General features: G+C 57.1%; 13 protein-coding genes and 1 pseudogene. 8 read left to right on the top strand and 6 right to left on the bottom strand.

Going from position 1 to position 13219, the window contains the following annotated elements:
- Positions 1-22 precede the first annotated feature (22 nt).
- Positions 23-166, top strand: coding sequence for a hypothetical protein (locus tag OSC10802_RS52305; protein ID WP_155969218.1), 144 nt, complete (start codon positions 23-25; stop codon positions 164-166).
- A gap of 176 nt (positions 167-342) precedes the next feature.
- Complete coding sequence (locus tag OSC10802_RS52300; RefSeq protein WP_017721753.1) at positions 343-891, top strand: hypothetical protein; 549 nt, start codon at positions 343-345, stop codon at positions 889-891.
- 1057 nt (positions 892-1948) lie between these two features.
- Here OSC10802_RS52300 and OSC10802_RS0136740 read toward each other — a convergent pair.
- Both OSC10802_RS0136740 and OSC10802_RS0136735 read right to left on the bottom strand, forming a co-directional pair.
- The gene (locus OSC10802_RS0136740) at positions 1949-3808 is read right to left on the bottom strand and encodes an AAA family ATPase (RefSeq protein ID WP_017721752.1); all 1860 of its coding nucleotides are present in this window, start codon (positions 3806-3808) and stop codon (positions 1949-1951) included.
- A gap of 25 nt (positions 3809-3833) precedes the next feature.
- Positions 3834-6242: a LamG domain-containing protein gene (locus tag OSC10802_RS0136735; protein WP_082218494.1), complete on the bottom strand. Its 2409-nt coding sequence runs from the start codon at positions 6240-6242 to the stop codon at positions 3834-3836.
- Positions 6243-6845: 603 nt separating this feature from the next.
- On the opposite strand from OSC10802_RS0136735, the gene OSC10802_RS0136725 reads away from it, so the two are divergent.
- The 4 genes from OSC10802_RS0136725 (at position 6846) to OSC10802_RS0136710 (ending at position 11269) form a co-directional block, all read left to right on the top strand.
- Entirely contained in the window at positions 6846-7526 is a 681-nt protein-coding gene (locus OSC10802_RS0136725) for a 4Fe-4S single cluster domain-containing protein (protein WP_017721750.1), read from the top strand.
- Positions 7527-7537: 11 nt separating this feature from the next.
- A complete protein-coding gene (locus OSC10802_RS45280; protein ID WP_017721749.1) occupies positions 7538-8821 on the top strand; it encodes a coiled-coil domain-containing protein in 1284 nt (427 codons plus the stop codon).
- Between the two features lie 79 nt (positions 8822-8900).
- Positions 8901-9146: a hypothetical protein gene (locus OSC10802_RS0136715; protein WP_026099123.1), complete on the top strand. Its 246-nt coding sequence runs from the start codon at positions 8901-8903 to the stop codon at positions 9144-9146.
- 335 nt (positions 9147-9481) lie between these two features.
- Positions 9482-11269 carry a bifunctional serine/threonine-protein kinase/formylglycine-generating enzyme family protein gene (locus tag OSC10802_RS0136710; RefSeq protein WP_017721747.1) on the top strand — a complete coding sequence of 596 codons (1788 nt, stop codon included), beginning with the start codon at positions 9482-9484 and terminating at the stop codon, positions 11267-11269.
- Positions 11270-11383: 114 nt separating this feature from the next.
- Here OSC10802_RS0136710 and OSC10802_RS0136705 read toward each other — a convergent pair whose 3' ends face one another.
- Both OSC10802_RS0136705 and OSC10802_RS43540 read right to left on the bottom strand, forming a co-directional pair.
- Positions 11384-11641 carry a BrnA antitoxin family protein gene (locus OSC10802_RS0136705; protein ID WP_017721746.1) on the bottom strand — a complete coding sequence of 86 codons (258 nt, stop codon included), beginning with the start codon at positions 11639-11641 and terminating at the stop codon, positions 11384-11386.
- A 3-nt stretch (positions 11642-11644) separates the two neighbouring features.
- Positions 11645-11863, bottom strand: coding sequence for a BrnT family toxin (locus OSC10802_RS43540; protein WP_017721745.1), 219 nt, complete (start codon positions 11861-11863; stop codon positions 11645-11647).
- Positions 11864-12036: 173 nt separating this feature from the next.
- On the opposite strand from OSC10802_RS43540, the pseudogene OSC10802_RS57260 reads away from it, so the two are divergent.
- A pseudogene (locus tag OSC10802_RS57260) lies at positions 12037-12195 on the top strand (hypothetical protein); the annotation flags it as partial.
- Between the two features lie 56 nt (positions 12196-12251).
- Entirely contained in the window at positions 12252-12386 is a 135-nt protein-coding gene (locus OSC10802_RS56090; RefSeq protein WP_255349223.1) for a hypothetical protein, read from the top strand.
- 51 nt (positions 12387-12437) lie between these two features.
- On the opposite strand, the gene OSC10802_RS0136695 is transcribed toward OSC10802_RS56090, so the two are convergent.
- Entirely contained in the window at positions 12438-12710 is a 273-nt protein-coding gene (locus tag OSC10802_RS0136695) for a ParE family toxin-like protein (protein ID WP_017721744.1), read from the bottom strand.
- Positions 12695-12892, bottom strand: a complete 198-nt coding sequence (locus OSC10802_RS0136690; RefSeq protein WP_017721743.1) for a hypothetical protein — start codon at positions 12890-12892, stop codon at positions 12695-12697. Before OSC10802_RS0136690 ends, OSC10802_RS0136695 begins: the two co-directional genes overlap by 16 nt.
- Positions 12893-13219 lie beyond the last annotated feature (327 nt).

Genomic DNA, 13219 nt, shown 5'->3' with positions numbered 1-13219 from the left:
CCTCCTAGCTTTAAGCCGGCCAATGGCCAGCAAATTTAATCCCCGCCAGGGCTTCTGCCAGCTGGCTCGCGAGCGCCGGCACCGGCAGCCCCTCCCCCACCGCACGCCGGTGCCGGTGGCAAATCGCTTTCTCTGTCAGAAAACCGGCGCTCTCAGGCTACAGTGAAGAAATGGCCTGACTGGCTTAAAATTTTTGCCGCCTGCAGGCAGCGTCGGCCCCTTTGCCTGAACCGCCTTTAACTCCGCCCGCCTCCGGGGTTTGCCTCACCGGCTGCCCCCACATCCAAGGGGCCGGTGTGCCGGTGTGCGCAGCGGTGATCGAGGGCGGCGGCGGGGGGGCGCGTGCCCGGCTTGATTGGGGTGGCCGGTCGGGCTGGCTTCCGCCAACAAGAAAGCCCCCCGCCTCCCTTGTGGAACCGGCTGCCCCCACATCCAAGGGGCCGGTATGCCGGTGTGCGCAGCGGTGATGTTGGCGGCGGCGGGGGGCGCGTGCCCGGCTTGATTGGAGTGGCCGGTGTGGCGCGCTTCCGCCTACAAGAAAGCCTGTGTGCTGCGCAGCGACCCACCGGCGTTGGGCGAGGGCGTAGCCGAGCCGGCCCTGCCGTGCCCAGAAATGACGGAATCTTCTGCTATCCTGATATCTATTGCGATTGGAGCGCAGCAGCACTGCCAGACTGCGATACGCTCAAGCTGTGGCGAGTTAAAAAAACTGGCAGCCCTAATCGTGGCACAGCAGGACGTCAGACCACTCCTTCCAAAGGAGGCAGAGCGGCGTCTAGCTTTTATCAGCGGCGGTTAATCGCCCCAAAGGCTTCCCAGAGGGTGATTCCAGAGCCGGCAGATTACGCTGAGAGGCTGCGAGGGCGGGCATTTGGGATCTTTAGGCTTTGAAGAGACTGCCAAACTTACAATTATATCACACCGGCTCAACCGACCGCAATTAAAACAGAGGGGGAGAGATTTCCAATTGTATAGCCAGCCCCGGCGTTCCGTTTCAATCCCGTTTCCGGGATTTCTTGGCCTAAAAATCTTCTCCTCCTACCCCCTGCTGAAATCATTGTGGCATTCATTTGGGCTTGTTTGCACAACCGGGATGCTCCCGGCGTTCCCACTCCTGAGGTGCCGGCACAGAACCCCCTTCCGGGGTTCAGGGCAGAGAAATTAATGGCAGGCAATTAACCGGATACTGTATTGCTGATGCGCGCCGGTGGCTCCCGCAGTGTGCGGCGCAGGTTGCAGCTGAGGTGGAGCGATTGCGCGAAGCCATGCGACAGTGGGCTCCTCAAGTAACCCTCTAATTGCTTCGGCACCCCTCACTGCAACCGGCGACATTTCCAGCAAATGTCCTCTCACCACTCAAATAAAAACGCGCTTAAGCCGCGCCCTGCGCCATACGAGCCGGTTGATATATAGCAGCAGTCCTATTGGTTAGGACATCAGTGCCCTAGGGATAAAAGGCGTAGGGCAGGCGTTCCCTCCGTGCCCTCTCGATCTAATGCCCTAAGCTAACTGGCTGCTGCTATAGCAGCAGTCATATAGGTTAGGACGTCAGTGACCTAGGGAAAAAGGCGTAGGTACGGCGTAGCGCTTACGAGCCGCTGCGCTAACGCCGGACGTCTCGATCTAATGTCCTAACCTAAGTGCATACTGCTATAACCCTCTTTTGTCAAACAAGGATGAAAGCCGGATCTGTCGTTGCCTGAAATAGCGCAAATTCGTCAAATTGCCCCAAAGTGACAGAAGAGGGATAAATATCTTTTATAGCAGTAGCCACTTAGATTAGGACATTAAACCTTCAGGCCCAGCGTCCGCCTCCCCTACGTCTATATCCCAGCAGTAATATGGGTTAGAACAATAGGAGCCGGAGTGCGGGGGTGCAAAAGAGGCCGAAAGGTACGAACCTAAGTGCATACTGCTATACCTCCCAAAGATTGAGAGCGAGCCCGCCCTACGAGCCACTTCCGTGACTGCCGGCAGTGTTGCGGCGCTGCAGCAGAAATTGATAGGCCACTTCAAAATCCGCTGCCACAATACGGAGAGCCATTAAATTCGTGAATCCTTGCACCCGATAGCGCCGAATCGCTTGCAGGGTAGCCTGATTGCAGAGCAGTGCGAGTTCGGCACCATTCCAACCTTCCGTGCGCACAGCCCAAGTGACAGGGTTAACATCGTCTGCCACGGGGCGCTCGCGATTGTGAACCCGCAAAATTTCCAGCCGGCTCGTAACATCAGGCAAGTCCACCTTCAGCTGCAAATCCAGACGACCGGCTCGCAACAGAGCGGGGTCAATCATATCAGGCCGGTTGGTAGCACCAATAATCAGAACGCCGTTACAGGACTCTATGCCATCTATCTCCGTAAGAAGCTGGCCAACAACACGAGCGCTGACACCGGAGTCCCCGTCAGACCCCCCCCTAACCGGCACAAGAGTGTCAATTTCATCGATAAAGATCACGCAGGGCGAAGCTTGCCTGGCTCTCGCAAACAGTTCGCGCACAGCTTGCTCCGACGCCCCCACCCAGCGGCTGTGCAGTTCCAGTCCATTGACAGAAATAAAATTTGCCCTTGCCTGAGCCGCTACAGCTTTGGCCAGCAGTGTTTTGCCGGTTCCCGGCGGACCCCACAGCAGAATCCCCCGTGGGGCTACCGCTCGCATGTGCCGGTAGAGTTCCGGATAGAGCAGCGCGCCCTCTACAGATTCCTGCAAGATATATTTAATCGATTCCAGCCCGCCAATTTGATCCCAGGTAACGGTGGGAGTTTCCACCGCCACTGGGCGCAGGACGGAGGGCTTGACATCCTTCAAGGCTTGCAAAAAATCCTGGTAACTGATGCTGAGGATCTCCGCTCCCGCTGAGTTCAAAGACGGAGCCAAACGGTGCAAAGCGTTATACGCCGCCTTCTGACACAGAGCGCGCAAATCAGCGCCGACAAATCCCACCGCCAGATCCGCGAGCCCCCCCAGATTCACCGAGGGCTCCAGGGGCATAAAGCGAGTGTGAATCCTGAGAATTTCCAACCGGCCATTCCGGTCTGGAACCCGGAAATGCACCTCCCGGTCAAACCGGCCCGGACGGCGCAGGGCGGGGTCTACCCGGTCGGGACAGTTGGTTGCCGCTAGCACAATCACCCCATTCAGCTGAGCGAAGCCATCCATCAAACTCAGCAGCTGAGCGACGACGCGCTTCTCCACCTCCCCCTCGACGGTGGAGCGATTGGGTGCGAGGCTGTCAATCTCATCAATAAAAATCAGGCAAGGCGCTGAGGCCGTGGCTTTCTGGAACACCTGCCGCAAACGCAGCTCCGCCTCCCCATAGTATTTCCCTATAATCTCAGGCCCCGCCAGAGCGATGTAATTCACGCCCAGCTCTTCTGACAGGGCGCGAGCGGTCAGGGTTTTCCCCGTCCCCGGCGGTCCGACCAGCAAAACCCCACGTGCCGGCTCCAAACCCAGTCTGGCCAGCAAATCCGGACGCTTCAGGGGTAGCGCTACCAGATCCTGCAGTTCTGCCAGAACTTCTCTCAAACCCCCCACTTCTTGCAGTGACGCTCGCGCCCCCTGCTCTAGGATAAACGGCTTACTCTCAGGGGGCGATACAGGTCTGTACCCAGCAGATCTCGGACTTCGCATAGCATTAACCGGCAGTTCTTCTGATTGAGAAAAAAAGCTGTACTCAGGCAAGCCTAGCTCCTGAGAATTTACCGGAGCGCTGCCGCCCCAGACTTGCCGGCTGGCATTTCTCTCAAACACTCCTGCCCGTGCCAGCTTTTGTTGCAATTCTTGCAATTCGCGCCATGAGGGTCTCATAGCTCACCAGAGCACTGTCAGTCTCCTACCTCGGCCCCCCTTGCAGGATTTGTGCCTGCAGCTGCGCCACCTGTTGCGGTGAGAGCGCGTGCTGCTGTTGCAGCAGCGCCAGCTGTTGCAGTTGCGCCACCTGTTGCGCAGACAGGTTGCCCAGTCCAGGAATTCCCCCGCCCATTCCAGCAATTCCCCCACCCATTCCAGCAATTCCCCCGCCCATTCCAGCAATTCCCCCGCCCATTCCAACAATTCCCCCGCCCATTCCCGGAATTCCCCCGCCCATTCCCGGAATTCCCCCGCCTGGAACCTGACCGGCAGCTGCCATCTGGTTGAGCAGCTGAGTCATCTGGGCCAGGAGCACATTCATCTGGGCGACGAGCTGAGCCAGCTGGACAATGGCTTGGGCGGATAGGGCACCGGCAGCCGGCATCTGTCCGCCGGCACCCCCTGCAGCGCCCCCCTGACCCAGCAGCCCTCCCACTCCGGGCAGCGAACCGAGCACGCCCCCGACACCAGGCAGGCCACCGGCAATCCCGCCCACTTGACCGAGCACGCCTCCCACCAGGGGCAGGCCCCCCGCAATCCCGCCCACTTGATCCAGCACCCCTCCGACCAGGGGCAGACCTCCTAGCAGACCGCCGCCGCCCCCGCCTTGACCGCCGCCGCCCAGCAGACCTCCCACCACCGGCACACCGCCCAACAGACCGCCCGCTCCTCCTTGACCGCCCGCAGCGCCCGTCAAGCCTCCCAGCAGTCCTGTAGCTTGCCCGAGCAGATCGCCTGCGCCTCCTGCAGCCCCTGCCACCTGACCCACAGCGCCCGTGACCCCTCCGAGCGCCCCTGTCGCCTGACCCAACAGACCTGTTGCTGGAGACAGCAATCCCCCCAGCATGCCGCCGGCATCTTGACCGCGCTGCCCGCTTGCGCTCAGGCCCCCTTCTTGACTGCTTCCTGATTGAGACTGATTGCCTGAGGGAGAAATTTGGGACGTCAGATTAGAAAGCATAGGTTTTACAGTTTTTAGTTGCAGGTAGTCTATTACGTGTGCGCTATCCGCACTGTTTGATGTTGTAATTGAGATGGTGTGATAGCCTTTGGCAGCCCATCCCAGTGGGATTTGACTTTGCTTGAGCTTGCCCCTTTCTGCGCCCGGTGTGGTGGCAATCCTTTCCCCGTCCAGAAATATGCTGTCCTCCCCCGATCCGTAGCGGTCGTAACAGAGAACCAACTGCCCTTCAGTATAATCCTCTGGCAGGATAAAGTGTATGTTAAGCTGGCTGGTTGAATTGGGAATCGTGTTTGCTGTGACGGGAACCAGACACGAGGGTATGGTGGGGCGATTAATCGGGTCAGGGTCTGTTCCTACCGTGTAGTTGTACACCGGCGTCCAGGCTCCTGTCGCCGCCGGCACCCCCTGCACTCCCTGACCCCGGCTGCCAATTTGCCAGAGCGCGGTTTGCGGTTCAGACACAGGACTCCCTGTGGCCGTTTCGGTCCACGCCAGGGGCTGTTCCGCCACCGGCGAGCGCGTCAGAGAACTCTCAAAACTCGGCTCCCACCCTCCGGAACTCAATGCCGCCTCTGGGACTGCGCTCGACAAGCCGGCGAACCTATCTGGGGGCGGGCTCTCCCATGCTGGCGAGCGCTGTGCCCTCGTGCTGCCGGTGTTTGGCTCCCCATCCTGCCCCTCGGAACCCATCTCGCCTATCCGTTCTGCCTGAACGTCTATCGACTGCCCCGCTGCCAGTGCCTGAATCTCCGCCGCTGCGAGCACCCTATCCCAAATGTGAACCTCCGCCACTTTGCCGGTAAAAAAGCAAGGGCTCGCCCCCCACTGCTCTGTGGCACCGGCTCCGACACGGGTGGGATTGCGGTCATTCGGCTCGCAGTGCACGCCACTTATCCGCCCGACTTCCTGTCCGCTCACATAGAATGTCACTGTCCGGGACTGCCGGTCGTAGGTCCCTGCCAGATGTGTCCAGACATCTGGCACCGCCTGCGGTCCACTGAGCGTCCGCCAGAATGCTTTTGGCTCCCCACTCCCTATCCAGAACTGCCACTGGCGTGAGGGCGTCAGGCAAAACAGGTAGCCCTTGCGCCCTTCTAGAGGGGAGCCCGCCACTGACGACAGTACCGACTGGTAGCCGGTGCCCCCCTGAACCATTGCCCACATCTCTACCGTGAAACTGGCCGGGTTTAGCTCCGGTGCGTAGGGCATCTCCAACTTGTCACTGACGCCATCAAACCTGGAAGCATTTGGGAATGCGTCTGCTGGCAGCGTCGAGCGCACCATTCTTTGCGCCGGCGCTGCCTGCTGCGCTGCCCGATTGACCGCTCGCCTGTGGCGGGACTCTAGGGGAAAGCCCAGGGTGATGCCGGCTAATGTCAGCCTGAGCGTGTCAACTTTTACTACCGGCTGTTTCATGAACATTGGCATTGGCTACTTCCCCCCGCTCTCCTGCCATGACTTTAACAGAGATGCCATTCCAGCTCCCCTCCCATATTTTCTTATCCTGCGCACTTGCCGTCAACCGCACTGTCATTTTCCCCTGCCGGTGGGCACATGCGGGACTTCCCCCACATTTCCACCGGCTCTTTTGTTAAACCCAAACCCAGGCTTTTTTGCCTCTGAACTCATGAGACTGTTGGCGGGCTTGCTCTGGGGTTTTAATGATGAACCGCCATAGACGCCAAGGACGCCAAGAAGAAAGAGTCAGCGGCATATAAACATTCTTTGCGGGCAATTGACCGGACATAATATGGGAGGCGCGCCCGCTCGAATGTGGGGTGTTCCCCTACCCTTTCGCGCGGCTCAGTCTCATCTCCTGTTCGCAGCTCGCTTCAATGGCATCAGTGAAACACAGCACCGCCCCCCACACCGGCATTCCCTAGCCTTCGGTCGCCCAGCCGTTCCCTCAACTGATTTTCCACCTTTGAAGGTAACGAAAGTCATTTTTGGCTGTACCCCCTATCTGTTACACTGTTGTGAGGGCAATCCCTCACAAATTACCATAAGGATTGGCCGAGCGCTAAATTCTTAATGAATATTTACAATACTCTCAAACAGGATATCTTGCGCATTTTTCGCCGGCAGTCCCCCGTAAGCGTACTGGGCCCGCACAAACGGGCGGCAATCTGGGTGCAGGGCTGTGAGGAAGTCTGTCCGGGCTGTGTGGTTCCGGAATCCTGGGACAGAGCCGGTGGGGAAACCATCACTGTTGCGGAACTGGCAAACTGGATTATATCACAAAAAGATATTGAAGGCATCACCCTTTCGGGAGGGGAACCGATGCTGCAAGCTGCCGGTTTGGGGAGTCTGATTGATATGGTTCGCCGGCATAAAGACTTAGGTGTGGTCTGCTACACCGGCAGCCGGTGGGAGCGGCTCGGGCGCACCGGCACGCCGGCGCAAAAATCTTTGCTCGAACGAGTCGATTTGCTCATTGACGGTCCCTATATCGAGTCAGAACACGGCGACTTACTTTGGCGCGGCTCCAGCAACCAGAGACTGTTACCGCTCACTGAAAGGTATCGCCATATTTTAACACAGCACCTAGCAGCGGGAGATCGCTCTGCCGGCATAGAATTCGGCGTAGACCTGACCGGCGCATTCTATTTCACCGGCGTCCCCGCGCTCAAGGGCTTCCGGGCCGAATTTGAAGCCCGTATGGAGCGTCAGGGGATTACGATAAAAAAGGCCAGAGCTACCAATGATAAATAGTGGAAGGTCCTATGAGTGGCAGCCCTAAGTTTTCAGAGGCTGAAATTGCCGCGTGGAAACAAAAGATTCTGCAAGCTGAGCGGCAGCGGCGGGCCGAGGCCGAGGCCAGAGGCCGGCAGGAAGCGGAGGCGCAGGAGCTCGTGCGCCAGCTGGAGGTGTTTCGCAACCAGACCGGCATGCGGGTGCAGGCGCTGCTGTCCGGCTTGCACGCGGCTTGGGCCAATCTCTACCGCCAGGATGCCCTAACTTTGCAATATCGCGCCAACAGCCAAGTAGCGCCGGTCGCTCAGGCGCAGTCGGAGGCGCAACTGCTGGAAATCTCACAAGAACTGGATAAAATCGAATTGGCCTTGCAAGAAGCGCTGCAGGGCAAGCGGCGCGATGAAGCGGAAAAGAAACGGCTTGGAGACATTGAGCACCAGCTGCTGGAACTGGAGGAACTGGAACAGCGTGCCGCTGAAACTCCCGACGCCGAAGCCCTAAAATTGGATGCGGCGGGCCGGCAGCAGGTGCGGACCGTCCTGCAGCGGGTGCGCTCAGCCCTCGCTCAGGGGGACCCGGCGGCGGTGCGCCGCCCTCTGGCAGAAGCAACGGCGCTCGTACACCAGCACCTGCGCCAGATTGCTCAGGGGCGAGGTGCGGGCCGGCACCTGCAGGCGCAAGCAAACCGGCAGCTGGCAGAACTCCAGGTGATTCTGGCCGGTTTGAAGGCTGATCCCGCCGTGATGCGCTGGCAAAGGGCAGCGGTAGCGGAACTGGAAGCTCTGGCCAATGCCGCCGGTCAGGCCATTCGGGAGGGCCGGCCCCAACAAGCTCTCACCAGTTTAAGCCAGATCCGCCAGCGCTCTCAAACCATTGTCCAGACAGCCAATACCGCCCAGCTGCAGGCAGACCGGCGGGATTATATTGCTGACAGCATTGCCCAGACACTGCAGGAAATGGGTTTCAGGATTGCGTTCCACCAGCCAGAGCATCCTGGCCACCCAGCCAGCGCTGCCATCCTGGGAGCCACCACCGGCACAGGCATTGGCATCAGTGTCAGCGTCCCAATTGCGGGACAGGTGTTTTATGATGTAGACGGCTTTGTCAAGCACAGCGTGGCGACGGTTGACGGCAACACCGCTGCTGTCTGTGACGAAGCGGAACAGGTGCTCACCCAAATGCACGCCACCCTAGAGGACAAATTTGGAGTCCAGATGGGTGAAGTGCTCTGGTATGGGAAAGACCCCAATCGCGCCCTCCGCCAAGCTGACCAGTTGCCCAGCTCTCAGCTTAAGCGCAGTCGCAGTGCGTGACTCAATCGGGGGAAGGGATGTTTGAAGGACGCTTGTTTTTGTATTCTGTAGACAATAACGCGGGAAAGGAGCTAAAATCGTGTCTCTTAAAGATCAGTGGTACGCCGCACGAGTGCGACGCCAAGAGGAACTGCGCCACCGCCAGCAGCAAGTGGCTGCCTTCCTGCAGGAGACGCGAGCCCACCAGCAGCAAGTCTCGATGGAAGAGCGACAGAAACGGGAAGCTTTTGTGGCATCCGTGCGCGATTATGTTTGGGGGCCATCCCTCACTCCTGAAACTAGCAGCAGCCCTGCAATTGGGTCAGCCCAAGGCACTCAGCCCTGACTCAACTGGCAGCCGGTGAAGATAAATACATTGAAAATTAGCAGCATGGAATAAACCCCTACGGCTAGAAAATTAGGCATTTTCAGGTTAATTTCGCCATTTGAATTATATAGCAATAGACAGTCGGGTCAGGACAGGGCATCTCACTGGGCAGTAGGGACAGGGACAGGCGAGACGCCGGTCCTATGTCCTAACCTAAATGGCTACTGCTATATGATGTAAGGCAGATTAATTGCAATGATAGTGCAATTATAATCCCATGCCCAATGCCCAATGCCCAATGCCCCATGCCCCATGCCCCATGCCCCATGCCCGCTACCAAAGGAAGCAAATCAATGAACCCAAATCAGTTCTGGCGAATGTTTGAAGATGAGTGGTTTACCCCCAAGTATCGCCTAAAAAAACTCTTGGGTGCGGGGTCGTTTGGTGCTGTGTTTCTGGCGGACGAGGTGGTGGCAGATAGGGTGATGCGGGAAGTTGCTATCAAGATTTTTTCTAATGAAAGCGGGAAGCAAGAGCGTCAAATTGCGGAGTTGCAAACTGCTATCTCTCTGAAACATCCGGGGTTGCTGGAGGGGTTCAGTCCAGAACAGGGCTGGCTGAAAGGGGTTGAGTGTTTGGGTTTGGTGATGGAACTGGCGGGAGAGTCGCTGGTTAAGCGGTTGCAGCGGGGGGGGATTCCGCTAGTGGAAGTGAAAGCGATGGTGAAGAATTTGGCGGGTGCTCTGCAGTATTTGCACGAACGGGGCATTGTTCACCGCGATGTGAAACCGGCTAATATTATGCGGGTGGGGGAACAGTGGAAACTGACGGATTTTGGGATATCCAAGCTGCTGGAAAACCGCACCAGCAGTGAGACTTCGCCTAGCAATCAGGTGGGGACGATTGCTTACGCACCGCCAGAATCTTATGTGGGGAAGATTTCGCGGGCGTGGGATTTGTGGTCCCTGGGGGTGGTGATAGCGGAAATGCTGGTGGGTAAACATCCTTTTGCGGGCAATAATGTGGCAGAAATGATGCAGCGTGTGAGTTGTGAAGCGCCTGATATACCCTGTGAGTTGCCGGCTCCTTTTAGGTCGATTGTGGGGGGGTGTTTGGTGAAGGATTACAAGCAGCGCTGGAGTGCAGCTCAGGTTATGGCTGCTTTAGATCCGACGGCGGATTTGGGGCGGGTGACGGTGCTTTTGCCGCTTTCTCCGAGTTTTAGTAAGGTTGTGCCTCCGGGTGCGGTAGAGGGGGGATATGTTTCTCTTCCGACTGCCGGTGTTAAGGTTGTGCCGGAGGGGTATTATGGTGGAAGGGATAGGGAGAGTGCCGGTACTCGCTCGCCGGGGGGTGGGAGGAATGCGAGTGCTGTGCCGGTGCGGCGAGCGAACTATCAGGAGAAGCTTGCCGGTGGGGTGGTGTTTGATATGGTTGGGATTCCTGCCGGCAGTTTTTACATGGGGAGTTCGACGGAAGATATTGAGCGGGTTTTGCGGTTGGAAGACTGGTTTAAGCGCTGGGATGTGGAAACGTGGTTGCGCCGGGAAATGCCGCAGCACCGGGTGAGTTTGGGGGCGTTTTGTATGAGTAAGACGCCGGTGAGTCAGGAGCAGTGGCAGGCGGTGATGGGGAGCAATCCCTCACATTTTAGCGGTGCGAAGAAGCCGGTGGAGAATGTGTGCTGGTGGGAGGCGGTTGAGTTTTGCGATCGACTTTCGCAACTGACTGGCAAGTGTTATCGTTTGCCTTCGGAGGCGGAGTGGGAGTATGGCTGTCGCGCCGGCACGCAAATGCTGTACAGTTTTGCGGATACGAAACAGATGCTGCGAGAGAGTGCGTGGTACACTTGGAATTCGCGGCATCAAACTCAGCCGGTGGGGCAAAAAAAGGCGAATGCCTGGGGGTTGCAGGATATGCACGGGCTAGTCTGGGAGTGGTGTGAGGATAGCTGGCATCACAGTTACAGTGGCGCGCCGGCGGATGGGAGTGCTTGGGGGGTTGATGGGCACCCGATGAAGCATGTGGTGCGGGGCGGGGCGTGGTATAGTTTGGCGGATGACTGTCGCTGCGCTAACCGGTTTTGCTATGATGCCGGTTTTCGATATCCCAGTATTGGGTTTCGTGTGGTAATGTCGTGAGGGGGGTGGAAAGTAGAGCGGCTTGCAGCGCTTTGTTGTGTGGGTTTCGCTATTTATGGCCTAGTATAGCACTGTTGAGGACAGGTGGGATAGAGATGGATGGGTACTGGCACTTCATTTGCCAATTCGTGCGAGCTCCTCGCGTAAAACTCGCCGCAGGGTTTCTTCTAACGGCTCGCGACGCTGTTGGATGTACTGGCGCAGTGCGTCATTAATTAACGTCTGGTAGTTTCCCCCACCGGCTAGGTGAACCTGTTCGCGAAACCACGCCAGCACCTCATCGTCTAATGGGATCGTAATGCGAGTTTTTCCTGGGGGTGCCGGTTCGATCGCCCCTCGCTTTCCTTGACTGAAATCATATTCAGCTTCCATCGGTTATCCTTCCTCGTATTGGATTCGCTCGCTGCGTCTGGCTTTTTGGGCAGAAATCAATCGGATATCATTGCTGCGCCAAGTATACAGGACTACCAAGATTCGACCAAAGGCATCCATCCCAATTGTGATAAATCGCTCTTCATCGAAACGCTCATCTGGGACGGTTATGGCCAAATCGTCTGAAAAGACTGACACGGCATCAGCTTTCATCAATGCCATGCTTGCGAAGATTCGCTGCGGCTTTGTCACTGTCCCACTGATATGCCATCTAATTTAGAGTGCGCACATCTTTACACTACCACAATGTGAACATCCAAAGGGAGCGAGTGGAGAACTCACCGAAGCGCTACCGCCAAAGGGCGGAGGTGGAGTGGGAATAAGCTTGTCGCGCCGGCACGCAAACGCTGTACAGTTCTGGTAAAATTAAACAGCCGGTTCAAAACTGTGCCTGGGAAACCTCGAACGCCCGGAATCAGCTCACTGGCAGGGCAAAAAAAGCCGAATGCCTGGGGTTGCAGGATATGCACGGGCGAGTCTGGGAGTGGTGTTAGGATAGCTGGCATCACAGTTACAGTGGCGCGCCGGCGGATGGGAGAGCTCGGGGGAAGTGGGGGCACCCGACGAAGCATTGCCGGATGGGGCGTGGTACACTGTGGCGGATGAGTGCCGGTGCGCTAACCGATTGTGCTATGATGCCGGTTTTCGATATCCCAGTATTGGGTTTCGTGTGGCGATCTCGTGAGGGGGGGGTGGGAAGTAGAGTGGCTTGCAGCGCTTTGTTCTGTGGTTTTCGCTATTTCTGGCCCAGTATAGCATCATAATCGCTGTGAGAACCTATCCAAAACCACAAAACTCCTTCTGGCTTGTCCAAACCTAACGCTCTATAGTTTTTTCCTACTCTCACCGAGCGCAAACTGCCAATCTGCTTGAAGTGCAGTGATGGATGTTTCGGATCTGCCTTGAGCAATTCATAGTTCTTGTCTGCCAGTTCTTGAATCTCTCTCGGCAGCTGGCGGTAACATTCCCAAAACTCAGGCGTTGTGAAATGCTTCAAATTTGCCGGCATTGTCCTTCCTTAAATGCTTGTTCTGCTTGTTGAATCAAATGGTCTAATTTGCCGGCTTTTAAATCTGCCTCAATTTGTTTGTCCCACAGAGACTCTTGGTAGTCGTCAAACCATTGGACAAATTCCGCGAGTTCTTTCGGTGAGAGTTGGATCACTGCTGCCTTGATTTCTGGAATGCTCATAGCAAATCACCTTTTTTTCTTATTTTAGCTTGTGTTTGTCACGGAATCGCATGGCGCTTGCAAACTTGTGTTGGTGAGACAGCCACCAAAAGGTCAGGTTCAGGGGCGGCTGATAGCCTCGCTCGCTGCTCGCTCACCGGCGGCTGAGAAGCGCTGACAGGCAGCCGGGGGTTACAGGAGGGAGCGCCTTGATTATAGCATCTCCCCTCGCTGTGGCGTCAACCCCAGTTTGTAGGGCTGAAGCCCAACTACAAACCTTTGGGCTAAAGCCCAACTACAAACCTTTGGGCTAAAGCCCAACTACAAACCTTTGGGCTAAAGCCCAAC

It is taken from the genome of Kamptonema formosum PCC 10802, from assembly GCF_000332335.1.
GTDB lineage: Bacteria > Cyanobacteriota > Cyanobacteriia > Cyanobacteriales > Oscillatoriaceae > Oscillatoria.
This window is presented reverse-complemented; position numbering and strand designations above follow the sequence as displayed.

Excerpts from the sequence above, each read along its gene's own strand:
- OSC10802_RS52305 (WP_155969218.1), top strand. The coding sequence starts at position 23 with ATGGCCAGCAAATTTAATCCCCGCCAGGGCTTCTGCCAGCTGGCTCGC.
- OSC10802_RS0136740 (WP_017721752.1), bottom strand. The coding sequence starts at position 3,808 with ATGAGACCCTCATGGCGCGAATTGCAAGAATTGCAACAAAAGCTGGCA.
- OSC10802_RS0136735 (WP_082218494.1), bottom strand. The coding sequence starts at position 6,242 with ATGCCAATGTTCATGAAACAGCCGGTAGTAAAAGTTGACACGCTCAGG.
- OSC10802_RS0136725 (WP_017721750.1), top strand. The coding sequence starts at position 6,846 with ATGAATATTTACAATACTCTCAAACAGGATATCTTGCGCATTTTTCGC.
- OSC10802_RS45280 (WP_017721749.1), top strand. The coding sequence starts at position 7,538 with ATGAGTGGCAGCCCTAAGTTTTCAGAGGCTGAAATTGCCGCGTGGAAA.
- OSC10802_RS0136710 (WP_017721747.1), top strand. The coding sequence starts at position 9,482 with ATGAACCCAAATCAGTTCTGGCGAATGTTTGAAGATGAGTGGTTTACC.
- OSC10802_RS0136705 (WP_017721746.1), bottom strand. The coding sequence starts at position 11,641 with ATGGAAGCTGAATATGATTTCAGTCAAGGAAAGCGAGGGGCGATCGAA.
- OSC10802_RS43540 (WP_017721745.1), bottom strand. The coding sequence starts at position 11,863 with ATGGCATTGATGAAAGCTGATGCCGTGTCAGTCTTTTCAGACGATTTG.
- OSC10802_RS0136695 (WP_017721744.1), bottom strand. The coding sequence starts at position 12,710 with ATGCCGGCAAATTTGAAGCATTTCACAACGCCTGAGTTTTGGGAATGT.
- OSC10802_RS0136690 (WP_017721743.1), bottom strand. The coding sequence starts at position 12,892 with ATGAGCATTCCAGAAATCAAGGCAGCAGTGATCCAACTCTCACCGAAA.